General features: G+C 71.5%; 22 protein-coding genes. 8 read left to right on the forward strand and 14 right to left on the reverse strand.

Features of this window, described 5'->3' with window-relative positions; translation table 11 throughout:
• Window positions 1-3: 3 nt before the first annotated feature.
• Genes ACIA77_RS41140 through ACIA77_RS41165 form a run of 6 tightly spaced genes read right to left on the reverse strand, consistent with a single transcriptional unit; the run spans window position 4 to window position 6314 of the window.
• On the reverse strand, window positions 4-711 hold the full coding sequence (locus ACIA77_RS41140; RefSeq protein ID WP_395891567.1) for an SRPBCC family protein: 708 nt from the start codon (window positions 709-711) through the stop codon (window positions 4-6).
• A 10-nt stretch (window positions 712-721) separates the two neighbouring features.
• Window positions 722-3082 carry a xanthine dehydrogenase family protein molybdopterin-binding subunit gene (locus tag ACIA77_RS41145; protein WP_395891568.1) on the reverse strand — a complete coding sequence of 787 codons (2361 nt, stop codon included), beginning with the start codon at window positions 3080-3082 and terminating at the stop codon, window positions 722-724.
• Window positions 3079-3606 (reverse strand): (2Fe-2S)-binding protein, encoded by a 528-nt coding sequence (locus ACIA77_RS41150; RefSeq protein WP_395891569.1) that lies wholly within the window; start codon window positions 3604-3606, stop codon window positions 3079-3081. The genes ACIA77_RS41145 and ACIA77_RS41150 overlap by 4 nt, the downstream gene beginning before the upstream one ends.
• Complete coding sequence (locus ACIA77_RS41155) at window positions 3599-4480, reverse strand: FAD binding domain-containing protein (protein ID WP_395891570.1); 882 nt, start codon at window positions 4478-4480, stop codon at window positions 3599-3601. Before ACIA77_RS41155 ends, ACIA77_RS41150 begins: the two co-directional genes overlap by 8 nt.
• Window positions 4477-5283: an alpha/beta fold hydrolase gene (locus ACIA77_RS41160; protein WP_395891571.1), complete on the reverse strand. Its 807-nt coding sequence runs from the start codon at window positions 5281-5283 to the stop codon at window positions 4477-4479. Before ACIA77_RS41160 ends, ACIA77_RS41155 begins: the two co-directional genes overlap by 4 nt.
• The gene (locus ACIA77_RS41165; RefSeq protein ID WP_395891572.1) at window positions 5280-6314 is read right to left on the reverse strand and encodes an amidohydrolase family protein; all 1035 of its coding nucleotides are present in this window, start codon (window positions 6312-6314) and stop codon (window positions 5280-5282) included. Before ACIA77_RS41165 ends, ACIA77_RS41160 begins: the two co-directional genes overlap by 4 nt.
• 198 nt (window positions 6315-6512) lie before the next feature.
• Between ACIA77_RS41165 and ACIA77_RS41170 the strand changes: the two genes are divergently transcribed.
• Genes ACIA77_RS41170 through ACIA77_RS41180 form a run of 3 tightly spaced genes read left to right on the forward strand, consistent with a single transcriptional unit; the run spans window position 6513 to window position 8824 of the window.
• Window positions 6513-7133 (forward strand): UbiX family flavin prenyltransferase, encoded by a 621-nt coding sequence (locus ACIA77_RS41170; RefSeq protein WP_395891573.1) that lies wholly within the window; start codon window positions 6513-6515, stop codon window positions 7131-7133.
• 36 nt (window positions 7134-7169) lie between these two features.
• Window positions 7170-8078 (forward strand): LysR family transcriptional regulator, encoded by a 909-nt coding sequence (locus ACIA77_RS41175; protein WP_395891574.1) that lies wholly within the window; start codon window positions 7170-7172, stop codon window positions 8076-8078.
• Window positions 8075-8824: a GntR family transcriptional regulator gene (locus tag ACIA77_RS41180; RefSeq protein WP_395891575.1), complete on the forward strand. Its 750-nt coding sequence runs from the start codon at window positions 8075-8077 to the stop codon at window positions 8822-8824. Before ACIA77_RS41175 ends, ACIA77_RS41180 begins: the two co-directional genes overlap by 4 nt.
• Window positions 8825-8933: 109 nt before the next feature.
• On the opposite strand, the gene ACIA77_RS41185 is transcribed toward ACIA77_RS41180, so the two are convergent.
• The 6 genes from ACIA77_RS41185 to ACIA77_RS41210 are packed head-to-tail and all read right to left on the reverse strand — an operon-like array spanning window position 8934 to window position 14474.
• Window positions 8934-9638: a GntR family transcriptional regulator gene (locus ACIA77_RS41185; protein WP_395891576.1), complete on the reverse strand. Its 705-nt coding sequence runs from the start codon at window positions 9636-9638 to the stop codon at window positions 8934-8936.
• Window positions 9638-11074: a UbiD family decarboxylase gene (locus ACIA77_RS41190; RefSeq protein ID WP_395891577.1), complete on the reverse strand. Its 1437-nt coding sequence runs from the start codon at window positions 11072-11074 to the stop codon at window positions 9638-9640. Before ACIA77_RS41190 ends, ACIA77_RS41185 begins: the two co-directional genes overlap by 1 nt.
• Entirely contained in the window at window positions 11071-11805 is a 735-nt protein-coding gene (locus ACIA77_RS41195) for an isochorismatase family protein (RefSeq protein WP_395891578.1), read from the reverse strand. The genes ACIA77_RS41190 and ACIA77_RS41195 overlap by 4 nt, the downstream gene beginning before the upstream one ends.
• Window positions 11802-12788 carry an ABC transporter substrate-binding protein gene (locus ACIA77_RS41200; protein ID WP_395891579.1) on the reverse strand — a complete coding sequence of 329 codons (987 nt, stop codon included), beginning with the start codon at window positions 12786-12788 and terminating at the stop codon, window positions 11802-11804. Before ACIA77_RS41200 ends, ACIA77_RS41195 begins: the two co-directional genes overlap by 4 nt.
• Window positions 12785-13627, reverse strand: coding sequence for an ABC transporter permease (locus tag ACIA77_RS41205; RefSeq protein ID WP_395891580.1), 843 nt, complete (start codon window positions 13625-13627; stop codon window positions 12785-12787). Before ACIA77_RS41205 ends, ACIA77_RS41200 begins: the two co-directional genes overlap by 4 nt.
• Window positions 13566-14474, reverse strand: a complete 909-nt coding sequence (locus tag ACIA77_RS41210) for an ABC transporter ATP-binding protein (RefSeq protein WP_395891581.1) — start codon at window positions 14472-14474, stop codon at window positions 13566-13568. Before ACIA77_RS41210 ends, ACIA77_RS41205 begins: the two co-directional genes overlap by 62 nt.
• A gap of 403 nt (window positions 14475-14877) precedes the next feature.
• Between ACIA77_RS41210 and ACIA77_RS41215 the strand changes: the two genes are divergently transcribed.
• Genes ACIA77_RS41215 through ACIA77_RS41225 form a run of 3 tightly spaced genes read left to right on the forward strand, consistent with a single transcriptional unit; the run spans window position 14878 to window position 17532 of the window.
• Window positions 14878-15261, forward strand: a complete 384-nt coding sequence (locus tag ACIA77_RS41215; protein ID WP_395891582.1) for a hypothetical protein — start codon at window positions 14878-14880, stop codon at window positions 15259-15261.
• A complete protein-coding gene (locus ACIA77_RS41220) occupies window positions 15258-15680 on the forward strand; it encodes a hypothetical protein (RefSeq protein ID WP_395891583.1) in 423 nt (140 codons plus the stop codon). Before ACIA77_RS41215 ends, ACIA77_RS41220 begins: the two co-directional genes overlap by 4 nt.
• Before the next feature lie 37 nt (window positions 15681-15717).
• Entirely contained in the window at window positions 15718-17532 is a 1815-nt protein-coding gene (locus tag ACIA77_RS41225; protein ID WP_395891584.1) for a hypothetical protein, read from the forward strand.
• Window positions 17533-17805: 273 nt separating this feature from the next.
• Here ACIA77_RS41225 and ACIA77_RS41230 read toward each other — a convergent pair whose 3' ends face one another.
• A complete protein-coding gene (locus tag ACIA77_RS41230; protein ID WP_395891585.1) occupies window positions 17806-18555 on the reverse strand; it encodes a nucleotidyltransferase domain-containing protein in 750 nt (249 codons plus the stop codon).
• Between the two features lie 23 nt (window positions 18556-18578).
• Here ACIA77_RS41230 and ACIA77_RS41235 point away from each other — a divergent pair, with 23 nt between their 5' ends.
• Complete coding sequence (locus tag ACIA77_RS41235) at window positions 18579-20033, forward strand: hypothetical protein (protein ID WP_395891586.1); 1455 nt, start codon at window positions 18579-18581, stop codon at window positions 20031-20033.
• 201 nt (window positions 20034-20234) lie between these two features.
• Here ACIA77_RS41235 and ACIA77_RS41240 read toward each other — a convergent pair whose 3' ends face one another.
• A complete protein-coding gene (locus tag ACIA77_RS41240) occupies window positions 20235-20372 on the reverse strand; it encodes a hypothetical protein (RefSeq protein ID WP_395891587.1) in 138 nt (45 codons plus the stop codon).
• A gap of 160 nt (window positions 20373-20532) precedes the next feature.
• Here ACIA77_RS41240 and ACIA77_RS41245 point away from each other — a divergent pair, with 160 nt between their 5' ends.
• Entirely contained in the window at window positions 20533-21891 is a 1359-nt protein-coding gene (locus tag ACIA77_RS41245) for a sugar porter family MFS transporter (protein WP_395891588.1), read from the forward strand.

Raw genomic sequence — 21891 nt, forward strand, 5'->3', positions numbered from 1 at the left:
GAGTCAGGCTTCGGTGGACTTGCGCAGGCGCGCGGCCCACCGCTCGAGGTAGCCGGCGAGGACGATGCGGATCAGCACCGACGCCTTCATCGGCGGTGCTTCGTCGAAGGGGACAGCGGACGGGGTGGCGGGACGCGGCGCGGTGGCGGTCGCCGCCGCGGTGGCACCGGCCGAGGCGGCGGGTGCGGTGCCGTTCGAGGCTGCGTTCGAGGCGGCGGCCGCCGGCGCGGCGCCGTTCGTGGCGGGCCGAGCGGGTTCCTCGCCGCCGTTCTCGATCCGCCGGCGCACCCGGGAGGCGAGCTCGCCGACCATGCGGCCGGACACGTCGGCCATGATGCCCCGCCCGAACTGCGCGAGCTTGCCGGAGATCGTCAGGTCCGTCTCGAGCGCGACGTGCGCGCCCTCGCCGGCCGGGGTGACGCGCATCGTGGCCTTGGCCTTGGCCGTGCCGGCGCCGCGGCTGTCCTTGCCGTCGGCGAGCAGCACGGCCACGCGCTGCGCCTGGTCCTTCTCGACGATCTTCGCGACGCCCTGGTAGGCCGCGGTGACCGGGCCGACCTTGATCTTCACCTTGCCGCGGTAGGAGTCGTCGCCCAGGTCCTCCACGAGCTCGGCGCCCGGGAAGCAGGCCGCGACGTTGTGCGCGTCCTGCAGGAAGGCGAACACCTCGTCGGGATCGGCGGCGACGTCGAAGGAGTTCTCGATGAGCATCAGGTGCCTCTCAGTCCTGGTCCGCCGCGGCGAGTTCGGCCGCGTGGATGGCGTCGACGATGCGCGACGGCGTCACCGGCGCGCGGGTCACCCGCGCCTTCAGCGGCCGCAGCGCGTCCTCCACGGCGTTGGCGATCGTGGCCGGCGCCGGGATCGTGCCGCCCTCCCCCGCGCCCTTCACCCCGAGCGGGTTGAGCGGGCTGGGGGTCTGGATGTGGAACAGCTCGACCGGCGGCACCTCGGTCGCCGACACGAGCGCGTAGTCGAGGTAACTCGTCGCCTGCGGCTGGCCTTCGATGTCGTACACGGGCTCTTCGTACATCGCGTTGCCGACGCCGTGGGCGAAGCCGCCGAGCACCTGGCCGTCGACCAGCAGCGGGTTGATCACGTTGCCGCAGTCGTGGCCGATCACGTACTTGAGGATCTCGATCTCCCCGGTCTCCGGGTCGACCTCCACGAGCGCGGCGTGCGCGCCGCTGGCGTAGGCGGCCCGTTCCGGCGAGAAGTAGCTCGACGTCTCCAGGCCGGCCTTGATGCCGCGCGGCATCGTGATGCCGTGCTTGCCGATGTTCGCGGTCTGCGCGAGCTGCTGCAGGGAAACGGATTTCTCCAGGTCCCCGCCGAGGCAGACCTTGTCGCCCACGAAGTCCACTTCGGACGCGTCGCAGCCGAGCAGCACGGACGCGGTGTCGAGCAGCCGTTCACGCATCTGCTTCGCCGCGTCCATCACGGCCGGCCCGCAGGTGGCCGTGATGCGCGAGGCGAACGTGCCTTGCCCGAACGGGATCCGGGCCGTGTCGCCGGTCTTGACCTCGATGTAGTCCATGTCGAGCCCGATGCCGTCGGCGGCGATCTGCGCGTAGACGGTCTCGTAGCCCTGGCCCTGCCCGGCCGCCGCGAGCGTGACGAGGATGCGGCCCTTGTTGGTCAGCCGGATCTTCGCGCCCTCGTACGGGCCGAGACCACAGCCCTCGATGTACACCGAGAGCCCGATGCCGACGTAGCGGCCTTCCTTGCGCAGCTCGGCCTGACGCTCACGGGCCTCGGCGTACCCGATGCGTTCGAGCGTGCCCTCCAGCAGCGTGGGGAAGTCGCCGCTGTCGTAGGTGAGCGGACTGCCGTCGCGGAACATGATCCCGACCTTGTACGGGAACTCGTCGGCCTGGATCAGGTTGCGGCGCCGCACTTCCGCCGGGTCGAGCCCGAGGTGCTCGGCGATCCGGTCGATCATGCGCTCCATCACGAACACCGCCTGCGGGCGGCCCGCGCCGCGCACCGACGACGTCGGGACCATGTTCGTGTAGCACGCGCGCAGCTCGATCGCGATGTTCGGCACGTGGTACGGGCCGGGGACGGTCGAGGTGGTGATCGACGGGACCTGCAGGCCGGCGCAGTACGCGCCCTGGTCGTGCTCGATCACGTCCTTGACCGCGAGCAGCAACCCGTCGTTGTCGAAGCCGACCTCGACGCGGTGGGTCTGCGAGCGCTCCATCATCGAGGTGACCATGTTCTCCTGGCGGTCCTCGACCCACTTCACCGCGCGGCCCAGCTTCATCGCGACCCACGGGATCACGACTTCTTCGCCGTAGAACTGCGCCTTCGGACCGAAACCACCGCCGACGTCGGCCGGCGCGATCACGCGGATGTCGTCCTCGGCCATCTCGTAGATCACCGACAGCTGCTGGCGCGCGTAGTGCGGGGCCTGCGTGGTGTCCCAGACGGTGACCTGCCCGGTCGCCGACTCGAACCGCGCCGCGACGCCGCGGGTCTCCATCGAGTGGCCGCCGCCGCGCATCACGAAGAACTCGTCGGACAGCACGTTCGGCGCTTCGGCCAGCGCCTTGGCCGCGTCGCCCGCGCTCTGGCTGAGCAGCACGGCGACGTTGGTTTCGTCGCCGGAGTGGGCCAGCGGGCCGTTCTCCTGCAGCGCCACGGCGGTCGAGGAGACCGCGGGCAGGACCTCGTAGTCGACCTCGATGAGCTCCAGCGCGTCTTCCGCGAGGTAGCGCGATTCGGCGATGACCACGGCCAGCGGCTCGCCGACGTAGTGCAGCTCCGCCGGCGGCATCGGCAGGCGCGGGTAGTCGCGCAGCTGCGGGTGCTGCACCTTCGGTGCCAGCGGCTTCTGGATCTCCATCAGGTCGGCGCCGGAGAACACCGCGACCACGCCGGGCAGCGCGAGCGCCTCGGACGCATCGAACGACAGGATCTTCGCGTGCGCGTGGGGCGACCGGAGGAACGCGGCGGCGAGCGCGTCCGGCAGGTCCAGGTCGTCGAGGTAACCGCCGTGACCGGTCAGCAGACGCTCGTCCTCGCGGCGCTCGAGCCGCCGGCCGATCATCGTGCCTTCGGGGACCAGGGTGTCGCTCATGCCTCGGTTTCCTCTCCGGAGCGCTCGGCGGCGACCTCCAGCACGGACTTGACCAGCCCGGTGTAGCCGGTGCAGCGGCAGATGTTGCCGCTGAGCACCTCACGGGCCTGCTCCTCGTCGGTCACGGTCTGCTCGCGCAGCGCGGCCGTCACGCTCATCAGGAAACCGGGCGTGCAGAACCCGCACTGCAGCGCGTGGTTTCGCTTGAACGCGCACTGCAGCGGCGTCAGCTCGCCGTCCTTCGCCAGGCCCTCGACGGTTTCGACCTCGGCACCGTCGGCCTGCACGGCGAGCATGAGGCACGAGCGCGTGGCCGCACCGTCGACGATCACCGTGCACGCGCCGCACACGCCGTGCTCGCAGCCGAGGTGCGTGCCGGTGAGGCGCAGCTTCTCGCGCAGGAAGTCGGCGAGCGTCATCCGCGGGTCGACGACGGCCTCGTGCACGCGGCCGTTGACCGTCAAGCCGACGGTGTGCGTCTCGTCCCCGGTGCGGGTGGGGAACTCCGTCACGGGATCACGCACGGCTCGCCTCCAGTTTCTCGCGGATGTCGGTGAGCGCGCGCTTGACCAGCACACCGGTGAGCCGGCTGCGGTACTCGGCGCTCGCGTGGATGTCGCCGGTCGGGTCGACCTGGCCGCGGGCCGCGGCCTCGACGTCGGACCACAGCTCGTCACCGAGCCGGGCGCCGGTGACCAGCGCCTCGACGTCGGTGAGCCGGTGCGGCGTCGGCGCGACGCCGGCCGCGGCGATCCGGCACGCCGAAACGGCGCCCGCCGCGTCGAACTCGCACACCGCCGCGACGCCGGCCAGCGCGAAGTCCCCGCGCCGGGTCGCGAACTCGCGGAACGCCGAGAACTGGTTCGCCGGCGGGCGCGGGACGCTGACCTGCAGGAGCAGCTCGTCGGGCTCGAGTGACGTGGTGAGGTGGAAGAGGAAGAAGTCCTCCGCCCGCACCTCGCGCACGCCCCGCGACGACACGAGCGTGAACGTCGCGTCGAGCACCGAGAGCACGCTGGGCAGCTCGGCCGCCGGGTCGGCGTGGGCGAGGCTGCCGCAGATCGTGCCGCGGTTGCGGATCTGCGGGTGCGCCACCTGCTGCAGCGCTTCGGTGAGCACGGGCAGCAGGCGGGCGGCCTCTTCGGACCGTTCGAGCTGTCGCTGGCGCACGAGCAGCGGAATGGTGATGCGCGTGTCGCCGAACGTCGGCTCGGCGTACTCCGCCCCGAGGCGGTTGACGTCGACGAGGTGCTCGAACCGCGCCAGGCGGAAGTTGAGCATCGGCATCAGGCTCTGGCCACCGGCCAGCACCTTCGCGTCGTCGCCGTGCACCTGCAGGGCCGCGAGCGCCTCGTCGAGGCTGCGCGGCGAGTGGTAGGTGAATCTGCCGGGTTTCACTCGGACTCCGTGGAGACAGCGGCCCCCGCGCGCAGGTGCGCGCGGACGCGCTCGGCGAGCGCGGGCCGTTCGATCAGGGACATGTGCCGGAGGCCCAGCTGGACCTCGAGTTCGGCGCCGGCGATGCCTTCGGCCAGTGCGGCCGCCATCTCCGGCGGGGTCGCGTAGTCGTGTTCGCCGACGAGCACGAGCGTCCGCGCGGTGACCGCGGGCAGCAGCGCCCGCGAATCCATCTCGCCCATGGCGATCGACGCCGCCGCGTGGGCTTCGCTGTTGGTGCGCAGGAAGATCTTCACGATGCGGTCGGCCTCGGCCGGGTTCGCCTCGCGGAACTCCGGCGAGAACCAGCGGTCCAGCTGGAAGCCGACCTGCTTGGCCCGCGGCACGGACACGGCCTTCTCGGCCCGTTCCGCCCACACCTTCGGCGCGTCGTCGCCGTAGTAGGCGGTGGTGTCGGCGAGCACGAGCGAGCGCACCCGGCCCGGGAAGCGGCCGGCGAAGTTCACGCCGACGCTGCCGCCCATCGACAGGCCCAGCAGCGACGCGGTTTCAAGGCCGAGGGCGTCGAGCGCCGCACCGACGTCGTCGGCCAGGTCGGCGATGGAGAACGGCTTGCCGTCCCACGCGGATTCACCGTGGCCGCGCAGGTCGAACGCGAACACTTGGAACTCGTCGGCGAGCGCTTCGGCCAGCGGCGTCCACAGCTCGCCCGACGTGGCGAGCGGGTGCAGCAGCACCACGGGCTCGCCCGAGCCCCAGCGGCGGACCGCGAGCGGGCCCGCGGTCGAGGTCGAGGGGGTCATTCGGGCCTCCGGAAGATCTTCTCGGCGTTGGCGCGCAGGATCGCCTCGGTGTCGCTTTCGGACAGTCCGGCGTCGAGCACGGTGTGCACCGGGCGCGGGTCGCCCAGCGCGAACGGGTAGTCGCTGCCCAGCACCACGTGGTCGGAGCCGACGAGCCCGCTGAGGAACCGGACCGAGGACGAGGACAGCGCCACGGTGTCGTAGACGAAGTCGCCCAGGTAGTCCGAGGGCTTCTCGCGCTGCAGCTCCCCGGCGAACGCCTCCTTGGTGCGGTAGCCCCCGTCGAGCCGGCTCGCCTGGTACGGCAGGAAACCACCGCCGTGCACGAGGATCAGCTTGAGGCCCGGGTGCCGGTCGAGCAGGCCGTGGAGGATCAGCTGCGTGATCGCCACGGTGTTGTCGATCAGCCGGCCGTGGACGTTGCCCATCGTGCCGAGCGTGGCGAGCTCACCCGAGGGCCCGTACGTGGGCGGGTGCAGCACCACCGGGATCTCCTCGCGCGCGGCGACCGTCCACAGTGGCTCGAAGTTCGCCTCGTGCGGCGCGGACCCGGTGAGCGGGTCGGTGCTCAGCATGACGCCGGTGAACTCGGGGCGCTTCCACACCTCGAGCAGGTCCGCGGCGGCCTGCTCGCCGTCGTCGGTGGCCACGGACGCCAGCGCCGTCGTGCCGCCGCCCAGCTCCTGCACGGACTCGGCCATCGCGTCGTTGACGAGGTGGGCCCATTCACGGGCCGCGGCGGGCTCGAGGAACGCGGACTGGATGTCCATCCACGGCGAGATGATCTGTCTGGCCACCCCGGTCTGCGCGCGCCAGCCCGCTCGGGGGCCCGGCTCGTTCATCCGCGCGCCGATCGGGCGGGTCTCGCCCATGCCGGGTACGTCGACGACCCAGCCCTTCTCGGTGCGGCGGGCGCTGAAGCCGTGCGCCGGCGCCTTCTCCAGCGCCGCGAGCAGCGACGGCGGCACGATGTGCGCGTGCGTGTCGACGACCGGGTAGGGCACGATCTCCTCGGTGTCCGTCCGACTCACCTCTCAGTCCTCCGATGGCCTGGGGAAAACTCGCTGGTCTTCGACGCTAGGTCCCGAGGTCGGAGGCAACCAGCGCGCTTTGCTGTCGGCCCCGGTTAGGAGTTCTTACAGCGGCCCCCTCGCGCCTGCCGGGCCCGGCATGATGCGATGACCGGAAGCCCGGGAACACGATCGGGTGCTAGTGAGAGGCGGGTGCCCGTGACGGGGACAGGACTTCCGCGGCGCAACGTCGTCGTGGCGATCACCGGTGCGAGCGGTGCGTGTTACGGCGTGCGAGTGCTGCAACTGCTGCGCGAACGGCCGGATTTCTCGACGCACCTCGTGCTGTCGAAGGCCGGGATCGTCACGCTGCGCCACGAGTGCGACCTCTCCGTGGAGGACGTGAAGGAGCTGGCCGACCACACGTACCGGCCGGGCGAGATCGGCGCGACGATCGCGTCGGGCTCGTTCCCCGTGGAGGCCATGCTGGTGGCCCCCTGCTCCATCAAGACGCTTTCGGCGATCGCCACCGGTTACACCGACGACCTGGTCGCCCGCGCCGCCGACGTGTGCCTCAAGGAGGGCAGGCCACTGCTGCTCATGGTGCGGGAGACGCCGCTGCACCTCGGGCACCTGCGCTCGATGACCGCCGCGGCCGAAGCGGGCGCCATCATCGCGCCGCCGGTCCCGGCCTTCTATCCTCGACCGGGGACGATCGACGACCTGGTGGACTACACCGCCCGCCGCGCGCTGTCCCGGGTGGGCCTGTGGGAGCTCGCGCCGGTGCCGTGGGACGGTGATGTGACCAGGCGCGGCGACGCTCTCACCCACGATGGCTGACGGCGGGACCGCGCGAGCGGTCGGGAAAGGACTCGGGTGCTCGAAGCGCGGCGGCTGCAGATCTTCTCGGCGGTGGCCGAACGGGGCTCGTTCACCGCGGCCGCCGAAGCCCTGTTCATGACGCACTCCGCCGTTTCGCAGCAGATGGCGCTGCTGGAACGGCAGCTCGGCGTCACGCTCATGATCCGCGGGCCGCGCGGCATCGAGCTCACCGACTCCGGGCGCATCCTGGCCGAGCGCAGCACGGGCCTGCTCGGCACGATCGCGAACATCGAGCAGGAGATGCAGGACCTCAAGGCGCAGCAGTCCTACGTGCGGCTCGGCGCGTTCCCGACGGCCGGCGCGGATCTCATCCCCCGCGTGGTGCGCACGTACCAGGAACGCTTCCCCGACACGAAGATCGTGCTGCGCTCGGCCCACGCGTCGGACATGCCCGCGAACCTGCGTGACGGGTCCATCCACCTGGGCCTGGCCTGGGACTACGACTTCGACCCGCGTTCGGTGCCCGCGGACATCGAGTGGATCCACCTCGCCGACGACCCGATGTGCGTGCTCGTGCCGGTGGACCACCCCGTGGCCGGCGAGTCCGAAGTGGAGCTGCGCGAGCTCGCGGGCGAGAGCTGGGTGGTGCGCAGCCACCGCCCGCCGTACGACGAGGCGTTCACCACGCTGTGCCGGCTGGCCGGGTTCGAACCGGACATCGGCTTCGCCACGGAGGACTACCTGTCCGCGCAGGGCCTGGTCGCGGCCGGGGTCGGCATCAGCGCCGCGCCGCGGCTCGCGCTCGTGGCCCTGCGGCCCGACGTCGTCGCGGTGGCCATCGCCGGCCCCGCGCCGCGCCGGCGCATCGCGGCCGTCCGGCTGCTCAACGCCAGCCACCCGCCCGCCGCGCAGCAGATGCTCGACGTGCTGCGCGCCGCCACGACCCCCGAGGAGACCCCGTGACCGTGCCGGACGAGAGCCGCGAGGCGCCCGGCATCGACGTCCTGCGCCAGATCCTGCGGGGCGGGCGGACCGACGTGTCGCTCGTGGACCGCATCGTCGAAGACCTCGCGCTGCAGATCATCGACGGCCGGCTGCCCCCGGGCGCCGACGTCAACTCCGTGGAGCTCGCCCGCCGCTACACCAGCAGCCGCACGCCCGTGCGCGAGGCGCTGCTGACCCTCCAACGCGAAGGGCTCGTGGACATCCCGGCCCGCCGCCGCCCGCGCGTGGCCCCGGTGACGCTCAGCCAGGCCCGTGAGATGTACGAGATCCGCGCGAGCCTGCACGGGCTCGTCAGCGAGCTCATCGTGCGCACCGCTCCGGCCGAGGCCCTCGACGTGCTCGACAAGTGGCAGGCCCACCTGCGCGACGACGCCGAACGCGGCGACGTGGACGCGTACTTCTGGCACAACGTCACGTTCCGCCAGGCCGAGGCCGAGGTCGCGGGCAACCACCAGCTGACCCGGCTGCTCGGCTCGCTGGGCCTGCGGACGCTCCAGCTGCGCCACGTGAGCCTGTCGCTGCCGGGCCGGCTCACCCGCTCCGTCGACGACCACGAGCGGCTCCTGGAGGCCTACCGCGACCGGGACGCGCCACTGGCGGTGGCGCTGACCAAGTCCATCATCACGGCCGGGCTGCAGGCGATAGAGGAATCGGGCTGGTCGGGCCTGTCGGTCGAGGCGGCACCGGTACCGGGCAGCGAATAGCGCCGGGCCCGGCACCGGCCGGACGCGGGTGACCGGCGCCTGTGCACGGGTCGGGGCCTCACGCACACAGACGGCGGTTACGCGCGCCCGGCCGGCACCGGGCCGGGGTTCACACCTGACCGGACCGCTCGATCGCCCGGTAGCCCCGCAGCACCAGCGACTTGCTCACCGCGGCGGCGAGCGCGGCGTCGCGGTCGGCGTAGGCGTTGACGAGGCGTTCGTGGTCGGCCAGGGAGTGCAGCAGCCGGCCCGGCAGCGACAGGCTCAGGTGCCTGAACCGGTGCATCTGCAGGCCCAGCGAGCTGAGCCGCCGCTGCAGCTCGCCGTTGCCGGACAAGCTGGCTTCGGCGTTGCGGAACCCGACGTTGTGCCAGAAGTAGGCGTGGACGTCACCCCGCTCCGCGTCGTCGGTGAGCAGCTTCTGCCACGTGCGCAGGCCGTCGATCCCCTCGTCGCTCGCCCGGGCGACGACGAGCTCGCTGACCAGCGCGTAGAGGCTCCCGCGGATCTCGTAGATCTCGCGGACCTGCCGCATGTCCACCGGCGACACGTACGGCCGCCGCCGGGGCGGCACGATCACCAGCGACTCTCGCTCCAGCAGGAGCAGCGCCTCCCGCACCGGGGTGCGGGAGGTGCTGTACCGCCGGGCCAGCTCCGCCGAGTTGACCTCGTGACCGGGCAGGAGCCGGCCCTCCACGATGCCGATCGCGATGTCCCGGAAGATCGCGACCGCGAGCGACGAGTCGCCGTCGGACCCGTGCAACGCGCTGAACAACAGCTCCTTGCGCAGGTCCTCGACGCCCGCGTCGGGCACTAGCCGAGCACCTCGGGCCAGCGCCGGGTCACCGACGCAACCAGCTCTTCACTCGACTCCGCGACCACCGGGAAGTCCTTGAGCCGCTCGAACGGCCGGCACGCGTCGATCACGGCCCGGCTGTTGAACGCGAGCTCACCCGGCAGGGTCAGCGGGTCGACCCGGCTGCCCCACGTGCGCTTCATGACCTCGATGTCGAGCTCCGGGTTGGTGCGCCCGCACATCGCCCACACGACCTCACCGAGGTCGCGCGGGTTCACGTCGTGGTCCACCACGACCGTGAACCGGTTCATGTACGCCGCGTTGGGCAGCTGCGCCGTGAGGTACGCGGCTTGGCGCGCGTGGCCCGGGTAACGCTGCTCGATCGCGACGATCAGCAGCGACCGCCCGCCACCCGCCTCGTGCGCCCACACACTGCGCACGCCGGGCAGCCCGGTCTTGCGCAGCGAATCGGTGATGATCGCGGACTTCATCACGGTGCGCATGTACGAGTAGTCGTGCGGCGGTTTGCCGGGAGGTGCCCCGAGCAGGATCGGGTCGTCGCGGTAGTAGACCTTCTCGACGTCGATCGCGAGGATCGGGTCGCGCGAACCGGAGTAGTACCCGGTCCACTCGCCGAAGGGGCCTTCCGGCCGCGTGTCGGCCGGGCGCACCCAGCCCTCGATCGCGATCTCCGCGTCGTGCGGGAGAGGCAGGCCCGTGGCCAGGCCGGCGATCGTGCGCACCGGCGAACCCGTCATCGCGCCGACGTAGTCGTACTCCGACACGTCCGCGGGCACCTCGACGCCCGCGGCGACCAGGTACGCCGGGTGGTGGCCCAGCGAAGCGGCGATCGGCGCCCGGCCCTCGGCCTCGAACCAGCGGCGCAGGTGCTGCGCACCGTGCTTGCCCGCCTCGATGTTCACAGTCGCCGAGCGGCCGTCGTCCTGCACCTGCATGCGGTACGCGCCGAGGTTGATCCGGCCGGTGTCGTAGTCGCGCGTGACGACCGCGCAGCCCGTGCCGATGTAGCGCCCGCCGTCGCCCTCGTGCCAGCGCGGCACGGGGAACTTCAGCAGGTCCACCTCGTCGTCCACATGGGACAGCAGCGGGCCGTCGGCGACGGTGACGGCGCGGAACTCGGCCGCGTTCGCCACCCACTCCCCCGGCTTCACCGCGAGGCTGTCCATCAGGTCCTCGTCGGTGTTGTCCCAGCCGAGGCCGAGCACCGAACCGAGCAGGCGCGGGTTGCTGACCGAACCGGACAGCACGCGCGAACCCGCCGAGTAGTCCTTGATGGAGTCGAACAACAGGGCTTTCGGCTTGCTGCGCCGGTAGTTCACCTGCGACAGGGCACCGATCTCGAGCTCCCAGTGGGCGCCCTCGATCGGCTGCACCTCGCCCTCGCGCTCGGCCTCGGCGAGCCAGCGGCGCAGGTCGGGACCGGTGTCGTTCATGCCACTCCTCGCTGCCGCGTACCGGCCCGCAGGTACTCCGTGGCGGCCTCGGCGGTCACCACGTCCGCGTACTTCTGGTTCAGGTCGAACAAGCTCATCCAGTGCGACGACTCGAACCGGTCGAAGCACAGGTCGCCGATCACGCCCACGCGGTAGCCGCGGCTGCACGCGTCGACCACCGTCGAACGCACGCACCCGCTGGTCGATTCGCCGACCACGAGCAGCGTGTCGTATCCGCCCGCGCGCAGGATCGTGTCCAGCGGCGTCTCGAAGAAGCAGCTGGGCCCGATCTTCTGCAGCACGATGTCACCGGCGGCCGGGGCGACTTCGTCGACGATCGCGTTCGGGTCCACCGCGCGCGGTTTCGGCTTGAGCGCCGGCGCCGGCTTGCGGTTCCAGCGCCCGTACTCCGCCGGGGTGGAGTGGAAGTACGCCACGGGCACGCCGGCGTCGCGGGCCGCCTGCAGGAACGGCGCGGTGCGGTCCACGGCCTCCCAGCCGCGGTCGCCGCACGAGCTGGGCCATTCGGCGACCGAGGAGACGATGTCCGTGCGCGGCAAGCCGAGCGCGGCGTAGTAGAGGTCGACGGCGACGACGAGCGGGGTGGACCCGAAGCCGAACGGGGCCCGCTTCGCCCACGACGTCGCCTCGAGCACGGCGAGGTCCCGTTCGGTCAGGTACTGCGCCCAGCCGGCTTCGAAGACCGGGTCCGCGGTTTTCGGCGCGCTCATGCGGCCGCCAGCGTGTTGTCGATGTACTGCGTGACGTCCGACGGCGGCGTCTTCTTGGCGTTGTGGGCGGCTTCGTCGAACGCCTGCTTGATCACCTTGGGATCCACCTCGGGCGTCTTCGACCACACGGTCAGGAAGAAGTCGTAGGCGTACTGGGCGAGCTCGTCGCTCTGCACACCGCTGTACTTCTTGATCGCCTTCACCGTCTCGGCCTTGTGCCCGCGCAAGTACTGCAGCGACTCGGCTTCCGCGGCGTAGAACCGCTTCACGGCTTCGTGGTTGTTCTGCAGGAACTTGTTCTGCACGGTGTAGGCGCCGAGCGGGAACTGCAGGTCGGCGAGCGAAGCCAGGCGGTGCGCGCCCTTCTCCCGGCTCTGCGTGCCGTTCGGCGGCTGGGTCAGCAGCGCGGACACCGCGCCGCTGCCGAGCGCGGCGACCTCGGCGGGCACGCTCTTGACGAACACGGCCTGCACGTCTTCGCGCTTCATGCCGTTGGCCTCGAGCAGGTCGGTCAGGCCGAAGTCGCTCTGCGAGCCCGGCGAGGAGATCGCGACCTTCTTGCCCTTGAGGTCCTGGATCGTCTTGATCGCGGGGCTCGCCCACATCTCCAGGTTGTAGTGCGGCTCCGACATCGCCACGTACTTGAGGTCGGCGCCCTTCATGATCGCGGCGGCCGTGTCCGCCGCGACACCGACGCCGATGTTCACGCTGCCGCTCGACAGCGCGGCGACGAGCTGCGAGCTGTCGTTGAGCCGGTTGAGCGTGACCTTGAGGCCGTGCTTGGCGAAGATGCCTTCGTCCTGGGCCACGTACAGGTCGGAATAGCCCGCGCCGAGCGCGGTGTAGCCGATCGTGATCGGGAGCGCGCCGTTGGCGTCCGCCTTGACCGCGGCGGTCGAACCGCCCTTGCCGGCGCAGGCGGTGAGCCCGAGCACGAGAGCGGCGGCAGCGGTGAGCGCCGTGAAAACCTTGGTGTACTTCATTGTGCACCTGCCCAGTGGGTGAAGCGGCGTTCGATCATCCGCACGGCGCCGTTCAGCAGCAGGGCGACGACGGCGAGGATGACGATGCCGGCCATGGCGTTGTCCATGTTGAAGTTGGAGGTCTGGGTCTGGACGAAGTAGCCGAGACCCTGGCTGGCGAGGAAGAGCTCCGCGACGATCGCACCGACCAGCGCCCGGCCGACGGCGAGGCGCACACCGGCGAGGATGTAGGGCAGTGTCGCGGGTAACGCGATGGCGTAGAAGAACTTCAGCCGCGGCGTGCAGAACACCGTCGCGACGCGCGTGTAATCGCGGTCGAGGTTTCGCACACCGGCGGTGATGTTGATGATGAGCGGCAGGATCGCGGCCCAGATGATCACCAGGATGCGCGAGACGTCGCCGATGCCGAACCAGAAGATGATGATCGGCAGGAACATCACGTACGGCACGGAGTACAGGATGTTGACCATCGGCTCGGTCATGTCGTGCAGGATCTTGCTGCGACCCAGCACGAGACCGACGGGGATGCCGACGACGAACGTGATCAGCAGGCCCCACAACAGTTCCAGGCCGGTCGCGCCGAGCGCGGGCCAGATGTCGCCGGAACCGAACAGGTCGATCTCGGAGGAGACGATGCGGGTCGGGCTGCTGCTGAACGAGACGTCGACGAGCCCGGTGGCGCTGCAGATCTGCCACAGCACCAGGACGATCACGATGCCCAGCGTGCCGAGCAGGCCGGTGCGCCGGCGCTGGACCCAGGCCGACAGTCCTTTGCCCTCAAGCGCCGCGGGCTGCCCCGATGTGGTCGGCGGCCTGGTCAGAGTTGACGCCGTGCTCATGGTTCCTCGCTGAATCTTCCGAAGCTGCGGTTTCCGGGGAGGGAGATGCGGTGTCGCCGGTCGGTTTGTGGTGCAGCGCCTCCAGGATCCGGTCGCCGTAGGCGAGGAACTCCGAGCTGCGCCGCCAGGCCGCGTCGCGCGGACGGGGCGCGTCGATCTTCACTTCGAGGGCGACGTGGGCGGGGGACGTGGAGAAGACGAGCACGCGGTCGGCCAGCAGCACGGCCTCGTTCACGTCGTGGGTCACGAACATCGCCGTCTTCTTGGAGCTGACGGTGTCGGCCTGCCAGATGCGCAGGAGCTCGTCCTGCAGGATCTCGCGCGTCTGCGCGTCGAGCGCACCGAAGGGCTCGTCGAGCAGCAGCAGGGTGGGGTCGGTGGCCAGTGCTCGCGCGAGGTTCACGCGCTGCTTCATGCCACCGGAGAGTTCGTGCGGGTACTTGTGGGTCACGTGGGCGAGCCCGACGATCTCCAGCAGTTCCTCGGCCCGCTTGCGGACCTCGGCTGTCAGGCGGCCCTGCACCTGCGGTCCGAAGAGGACGTTGTCCATGACGGTCCGCCACGGGTACAGCGAGGCGTGCTGGAACACCAGCGATCGTTCGGGACCGGGACCTTTCACGGGCTTTCCGCCCACCTCGAGCGCACCTCCCGCGACGGGCACGAGCCCGGCGACGGCTTCGAGGAAGGTGGTCTTGCCGCACCCGCTGGGCCCGACGATGACCACGAACTCCTCGTCCATGATCTGGAGGTTGAGGTCGAGGACCGCCGTGGAGAACGCGTTGCCACGCCGGGTCTTGTGGCCCAGCAGCAGATCACGCGCGTCCAGGCACACGTTCGACGAGGTCATCAGCCGACCGCCACCCCAACCGGTCGGACTTCTGGCTTGCTCACTACCGTTTCCTCCTTGCTGATGGCTGCGCTGCGATTTCGCAAGGTGTCGACACTTCGGGAGAGTCTCAGCCCCAACCCCGGCTGTGTCAAGGGTCGCAGTAAGACTCCCCGCCCGAGCTCCGACGAAAAAGATCTTGCCGAATAAGGAGAATTCCAGGTCACAGCGCCGAAGGCGGACCAGTGGTCCAACCGGCCGGGATTGTCCCGTTATCGAGGCGTCACCTCAGCGGCGGCGCAAACTGTCGACACTAACCACTTTGTTCGAGGGGTTTTGCGGTGGTGTGCCCGATCCGGGCACAAGTGTTCCCCCCGTCGTCACGCCGCAGGGGTGTCCGTTGTTCCCGATCGAGGAGGCCACGATGCCCAGTGCCCACCGCCAGTCGACGCCGATCGCCGTCGACACCGAGCTCATCGAGGGACGGTACGCAGCCCTCGGGGGCTACACCGTCGGTTTCGAGACGTTCCCCCGGGACGTCGACGCGGCACCGCTGTTCGCCGGGCTCCCCGGCGACCGCTGCCAGTGCGCGCACTGGGGCGTCGTCACCGCGGGCCGGCTGACTTTCCGCTGGCCCGATCACGAGGAGAGCTTCGTCGCCGGTGACGCCTACTACGCGCCGCCCGGGCACCTCCCCCTCATCACCGCCGGCACCTCGGTGGTCGAGTTCAGCCCGACGGAAGACCTCGAAGCCACGATGGCCGTCGTCGAGAAGAACCTGGCCGCGACGACCGGAGCGCAGTCGTGACCGCCACGGCCACCGAGCTGCGCGGCGGCGCGCGAGTGGCGGTGGCGAACCTCATCCGGTTCCTCGAAACCGGCGAGGTCCCCGGTGGACTGTTCGCACCGGGCGTCTTCGCGGACCTGTCGTTGCCGCGGTGGCGCGTGCAGGCGGTCACGATCCAGGACGTGGTGGCCCTGCGCACCGAAGGCCACCCGCGGCCGGGCCGGGTGCGGGTCGAACGGGTGGAACCGACCGCGCACGGGTTCACGCTCGAGCTGGAAGAGCGCTGGACCGGCGACGGCGGCCGGTGGTACTGCCGGGAGATGATCAGGGCCGACGTCGCCGGGGAGAGCATCGTCGAGATGTCGATCTACTGCACCGGCGACTGGGACGAGGACCGGCAGCGCGAACACGCCGCCACCGTCCGGCTCCTCCGGCCTTGACCTGGTCGAACGGGCCGCCGCCACCCTACGATGAGCTGTGGCGAGCGGCCCACCGACGCTGAGCGAGCTCCTCGACCGGGCCGACGCGGCCCGCGCCGCCGGTCGAGGGGACGAGGCCGCCCGGCTCTACGACACCGCGCTCACCCGCGGCCGACGCGCCGACGACCTGCCGGCCTGGACCCGGGCCGCGCTCGGCGCCGCGTCCGTCTACACGTTCGGCACGGAGCCCGGCCGGCTGCCCGCCGAACTCCACGACGTCCTCGCCCGCACCACCGGCGACCCCGGCCGCGCCCGGCTCGCGGCCGCCCTCGCGCGGTGCTGGGCCTACGCCGGCCAAGCCGCCCGCGCCCGGCGGTTCGCCGACGAGGCGACGCGGTGCGCCGAGCGCACGGGCGAACCGGAGCTGCTGGCCGACTGCCTCGACGCCGCGCTCGCCACGCGCTGGGGTCCCGACGACCTGGCCGCACGCGCCGAACTCGCGACCCGGCTCGACGAGGTCACGGCTCACGTCGCCGACCCGGACACCCGCCTGCGCGCGCACCTGTGGGGGCTGCAGGTCGCCTGCGAGAACCTGGCCGTACCGGCGATCCACTGGCACCTGCGCGCGCTGGAACGGCTCGGCGAGCAGTCCCCGCGAGCCCGGTTCTTCGCCCTGTCGCGGCGGCTGATGCTCGACCTGCTGCACGGGCGCACCGACACCGCCGGGCAGCTCATCGAGGCGGCCGGCGCCGCAGCGCGGCGGGCGGAGCTGGCGGACGCGTGGATGGTCGTCGAAGCCATGAAGGGCTACGCCGCGCTCCACGCCGGAGACACCGAGGCCTGCGCGGCCATCGCCGAGGAGTGCGAAGCGTTCGCCCTCGCCGAAGGTGCGACCACGGTCGTGGCCGAGAGCGCGTACTTGTGGCTCGGCGCCGGCCGCCCCGACCGGGCCCGTGCCGTCGCGCAGCTGTTCCACGGCCACGTGCTGGACGAGCTGCCCCGCGACGTCAACTGGCTGCTGACCCTGCAGTGCGTCCTCGAGGTCGCGCTCGCCGTCGACGACCGGGACCTGATCGCGACCGCGGGCCGGCTGCTCACCCCCTACGCCGGCCGGGCCGTGTTCAACGCCGGGGCTGTGATGTTCCACGGCCTCACCGACGACACGCTCGCCCGCGCCGCCGCGGTCGGCCACGACCCGGACACCGCGGCCCGCCTGCGCGAGCGGGCCCTCACCGGCTACGAACGCCTGGGCGCCACCTGGTGGCGGCATCGGCTGCTGGCGTGGACCCCGCCCGGACCCGCCGCCGGCAACCACGTCCGCACCCACCTGCACCCGGCGGCCGACGGCCTGTGGCTCATCGGGGCCGAACCCGGCGCCGTCCCCGTGCGGCCGCTGCGCGGCTACCGCTACCTGCGCGAGCTCCTGGCCCGGCCCGGTCGGCCGGTCTCGTGCCTGGACCTGGTCGCCGCCGGCCAGCCCGTCCTCGACCAGCCCGCGCCCGGCGAGGTGCTCGACCGCCCAGCGCTCCAGGCGTACCGGCGCCGCCTCCGGGACCTCGAAGAAGAACTCACCCAAGCCGAGGACTGGGCGGACACCGCCCGCGCCGGGGCCCTGCGCGCCGAACGCGACGCTCTCGTCCACGAGCTCTCCACCGCGACGGGTCTGGGCGGGCGGCCGCGCACGGGCGGCTCCAGCCGTGAACGCGCGCGCGTCGCCGCCACCAAGGCCATTTCCGCGGCGATCGCCCGGATCACCACGCTCGACCAGCCCCTCGGCCGGCACCTCCGCGCGACCGTCCACACGGGAAGCGAGTGCTCCTACCGCCCGGACTCCGGCGACCACCGGGAGTGGATCCTCGACGCCGAGCAGTAGTTCGCCGCGCCCGGTCGCCGAACGCCTGCCGCACCGCTGCCGCAAGTGAAACCCGCGCGATCGCCGCCGAACGCGCCACCAGGTGCCCGCCGAACGCGGATCGCGTTCTCGAACGCCCCCCGTGCGCATCGCCGCTCCTCCACCATCGCCGCGATCCGCTGTCCCGCCGCCTGCGCGGTCTCGAACCGGCGCGCGTCGACGGCCGGCCACGTCGCCGAGCCGGGCACTTTGCGCACCGAGCGCCTCGGCGAGGCACGCCATGCCGAGCGGCGGTCAGCAGGCCGACCGCAGCAGCGCCGCCGCCGTCGCGAAGGCGCCTGGCAGGTCGTGCGCGAACCCGCCCAGCACGTCGTCGAGAGCGCGCAGGCCGGCGCGGTCGAGGAGGGTCTTCTCGTTCGTCACCCACTCGCCGCGCTCCGCGAGCACGGCGTGGGCCGTCTGCAGCGCCGCGACGCCGGCCGAAGCGGCGGCTTCCGTGACGTGGCCGCGGTCGACGTACGCACCCTGCGCGTAGCCCAGCGTCCGCTCGGCCGCCGCGCGCCAGAACCGCGGCGCCGTCGTCCGCAGCGGTTCCGGGAACTCCGGGCGCGGCAGGGTCCCGCGCAGCACGCGGTTGATCGCCAGCTCCGCGACCACGAGGTAACTCGGGATGCCGGCCAGGTGGAACGTGAGCGGTTCCCAGTGGAAACGGCCCGCGCGAGCCTCGGCCAGCTCGTGCTCGACGGAGGCGAGGTCGCGGTAGTGCACGTCGACGGGCCGGCCGTCGACCGTGAGCCACGCGCCGCCGTTGAACACCCCGCCGCCCCACTCGCCCAGCTCCGACACCACGCCCGGGTGGCCGAGCGCCCGCAGCTCGGCGGGGTCGAACGGGCCGCGGTAGTAGACCGCCACGTCCCAGTCGCTGTCGGGGCGGTCGGTGCCCAGCGCGCGCGAGCCGCCGAGCGCCACGGCGACCACGTGCGGCAGCGCCATCAGCTCGTCGGCCACCTGGTCGGCAAAGGTTTTCCCGTTGTTGTCCGGCATCGTCCGAAGATGCCACGAACGGCGTGGATGATCGCTACCATTTCCGCGTTTCCGCACTCGACCTGGGGGTCAGGCACATGCACCGCTTCCGCGCGTCCGTCGCGCTCGCCGCGGCCGCCGCCGCGTTCGCGCTGGTCGGCACACCCGCGACCGCGGCGGCCACACCGTTCACCGCGACGGTCTTCAAGGCCACGCACAACAGCTATTCGGGCAACGTCGACGGCGCCAAGGGCTCGATCGCCTACCAGCTCGGCCACGGCGTCCGCTTCGTCGAGTTCGACGTCCACGACAACGGCTACGCCACGGCCCACGACTACGGCATCGGGCACAGCAGCCCCGGCGACCTCGTCGACCACGCGGGCAACCCGGCGTCGAACAACCTGCGCGACTGGCTGGCCGTCGTCGGCACCTGGTCGGCCGCGCACCCCACCGCCGCGCCGATCGTCGTGATGCTCGACCTGAAGGACGACCTCACCGACAACCAGTCGCTCGCCGCGGGCAACCTGGCGGCGGTGAACCAGGAACTGCAGGCGGCGTTCGGCCCGCGGCTGCTGCTCGCGAAGGACTACCCCGCCGGCGCGACCACGGACTCGTTGCGCGGCAAGGTGCTCACGCTGCTCTCGGGTGACAGCGGCACGCGCGCCGCCTACCGCCGTGACGTCGGCTACCACCCCGCGGTGGCGCTCAACGGCCACGGCCAGATCGTCGAGGTGCACGATTCGGGTGCCGGCGCGCTCTGGTACTGGACCGGTACGTACGCCGCCGACGGCACCGTCACCTGGAACCGCCACGGCCGCTACGACAGCGGCCAGACGCCGGCGATCGCGCTCGACGACTCCGGCCGGCTCGTCGAGGTGCACCAGTCGCAGTCGGCGACCACGCTCTGGTACCACACCGGAAAGCTCGGCGCCGACGGCGAAATCACCTGGTCGGCGAGCCACCAGTACGACAACGGGGTGACCCCGACCGTCGCGTTCACCGGGTCCGGCGTGCGCGAGGTCCACCGCAGCCAGAGCTCGAGCCAGAACTGGCAGTGGCAGGGGACACTCGACTCCTCGGGCACGACGGTGGCCTGGACCGGGAACGCGAAGACCTCGGACCCCTTGTACCCCAAGGCCACCGGGATCTCGGGCAGCCGCCGCGTGACCGTCTCGACCGGAGCCGACGGCGCGACGCCCGCCCAGACCCTGCGCTACGCCACCGACCGCGTGAGTGGCGGCCGGATCCAGTACCCGCAGGTCGCGTTCGACGAGTACCAGCAGGGCGATCCGGCCGAACTGCAGCAGGGCGCGCTGTTCTACGGTGCGCCCGCCACGGAGTCCGCGTTCATCATCGCCGCCCGCAACGCCGGAAAACTGGTCCGCGGCTGGGACTTCGATTCGGCGAGCCTCGTCACGAACCCGCCGGCGAACTACGCGGCGACCAACCACCCGTGGGACACGTGGTACCAGAACCTCACCGCGGGTGCGGCGCAGTAACGAGCGCACCGGCTCCTTCCACGGCGACGGGCCGGGCTCCCGCACCCCGACGGTGGGAGCCCGGCCCTGTCCCCAACACGGTGCTCACACCGGTCGCCGTCTCTGGCCGACCCCGCGGCCGCAACCGGTGCCGCACCACGTCCGGTGCCGCGCGGTTCGCTCCGGAGCCGAAGTCCACTTCGGTCCCGGATCCCGCCGGGATCAGTGCCGCAGCACGACCGCCGGCCTGACGACGGGGCGCGGCACTTCGTCGCCCCCGGCGCGATCACTCAGCGCGGCTCTCGTGGACACCCGGGTGCAGCGCTGCTCGAACCGCTCCATCAGCACAGCGGCGACCATCAGTACTACGGGTGTACCCAACGCGAACCACATGTCCGAGAAGTACCCAGCCGGGCGTGGCGCGAACCACATTCTGACCCACCGGGGTGATTTCCCGTTGGCCGGCAAGGGGAATCGGGTTCGCGCTGCCGATCTTGCCCGCCCGGGTGATGATCATCGGGTGAGCGGGCGGCGGGCAGCGAACTTCGGCATCTGGTTCTTCGGTGCGCTCGGCGGGATCCTGTGGGGCTACGACACGGGCGTGATCTCCGGGGCGCTGCTCTACCTCGGCCGGGACATCCCGTTGAGCCCCATCGTGCAGGGCATGGTGGTGTCGGGCCTGCTGGCCGGGTCGATGGCGGGCGCCGGGCTCGCGGGACGCCTCGCCGACTCGCTCGGGCGGCGCCGGATGATCTTGGGCTCCGGGCTGGTGTTCATCGTCGGCACGCTGGGCGCGGCCCTGTCCGGCACGGCACCGCTGCTGGTGACCTTCCGGTTCGTGATGGGCGTGGGCGTGGGCATCGCGTCGGTGGTGGTGCCGATGTACCTGTCGGAGCTGGCGCCGAAGGAGGTTCGCGGCAAGCTCACGTCGCTGATGCAGCTGCTGGTCACCGTCGGGATCCTGGTGGCCTACGTCGCCGACTACGCGCTGTCGGGCTGGGGCGCGTGGCGGTGGATGATCGGGCTCGGCGTGGTGCCGGCCGTGCTGCTCGTGGCCGGGATCTACACGCAGCCGGAGAGCCCGCGCTGGCTGGCGGTCAACAAGCACGACGAAACCACTGCGCGTACCGTGCTGACTCGGTTGCGCGGCAGCGAGGACGCGGCCGAAGCCGAGCTGGCCGACATCCGCGCCGGCGCGCGGCAGGAGGCCGAGCGCGCGGAACCGCTGCGGTTGCGGATGCTCACGGGCGGACGGCTGCGCAAGGTGTTCGTGGTCGGCATGCTGCTGGTGTTCTTCCAGAACTTCGTGGGCATCAACACGATCATCTACTACGCGCCGACGCTGCTCACCAACGTCGGGTTCGGCTCGTCGGGCGCGATCCTCGCGAACGTGGGCATCGGCGCGGTGAACATGCTCATGACGCTGCCCGCGATGCGCCTCATCGACCGCGTGGGCCGGCGGCCGCTGCTGCTCGTCGGCGCGGCCGGGATGTGCGGCGCGATGGTCCTGCTGGCCGCGGTGTACCTCGGCGGGCTCGCGCAGGGCCCGGTGCTGCTCGGGCTGACGCTCGCCGGGATCGCCGTGTACATCGCGTCGTTCTCGGTGTCGTGGGGGCCGGTGCAGTGGGTCGCGCTGCCGGAGCTGTTCCCGCTGCGCGTCCGCGCGGCGGCGGTGAGTGTGTGCGTGGTCTTCAACTGGCTGTTCAACCTGGCCGTCGCGCTGGTGTTCCCGCCGCTGCTGGCCGAGTTCGGCGCGGGGCTGAACTTCCTGTTCTTCGCGGTGATGACGGCGCTGGCGTTCGTGTTCGTCGTGCGGCTGATGCCGGAGACGAAGGGCCGCAGCCTCGAGCAGCTCGAACGCGAGCTCGCGGGCACGTAA

The sequence above is a fragment of the Amycolatopsis sp. NPDC051903 genome (assembly GCF_044452505.1).
GTDB lineage: Bacteria > Actinomycetota > Actinomycetes > Mycobacteriales > Pseudonocardiaceae > Amycolatopsis.

Coding starts and splice junctions, on each gene's coding strand:
- ACIA77_RS41210 (WP_395891581.1), bottom strand. CDS start 14,474: ATGACCTCGTCGAACGTGTGCCTGGACGCGCGTGATCTGCTGCTGGGC.
- ACIA77_RS41160 (WP_395891571.1), bottom strand. CDS start 5,283: ATGACCCCCTCGACCTCGACCGCGGGCCCGCTCGCGGTCCGCCGCTGG.
- ACIA77_RS41145 (WP_395891568.1), bottom strand. CDS start 3,082: ATGAGCGACACCCTGGTCCCCGAAGGCACGATGATCGGCCGGCGGCTC.
- ACIA77_RS41215 (WP_395891582.1), top strand. CDS start 14,878: ATGCCCAGTGCCCACCGCCAGTCGACGCCGATCGCCGTCGACACCGAG.
- ACIA77_RS41230 (WP_395891585.1), bottom strand. CDS start 18,555: ATGCCGGACAACAACGGGAAAACCTTTGCCGACCAGGTGGCCGACGAG.
- ACIA77_RS41205 (WP_395891580.1), bottom strand. CDS start 13,627: ATGAGCACGGCGTCAACTCTGACCAGGCCGCCGACCACATCGGGGCAG.
- ACIA77_RS41190 (WP_395891577.1), bottom strand. CDS start 11,074: ATGAACGACACCGGTCCCGACCTGCGCCGCTGGCTCGCCGAGGCCGAG.
- ACIA77_RS41140 (WP_395891567.1), bottom strand. CDS start 711: ATGCTCATCGAGAACTCCTTCGACGTCGCCGCCGATCCCGACGAGGTG.
- ACIA77_RS41200 (WP_395891579.1), bottom strand. CDS start 12,788: ATGAAGTACACCAAGGTTTTCACGGCGCTCACCGCTGCCGCCGCTCTC.
- ACIA77_RS41240 (WP_395891587.1), bottom strand. CDS start 20,372: ATGGTCGCCGCTGTGCTGATGGAGCGGTTCGAGCAGCGCTGCACCCGG.
- ACIA77_RS41195 (WP_395891578.1), bottom strand. CDS start 11,805: ATGAGCGCGCCGAAAACCGCGGACCCGGTCTTCGAAGCCGGCTGGGCG.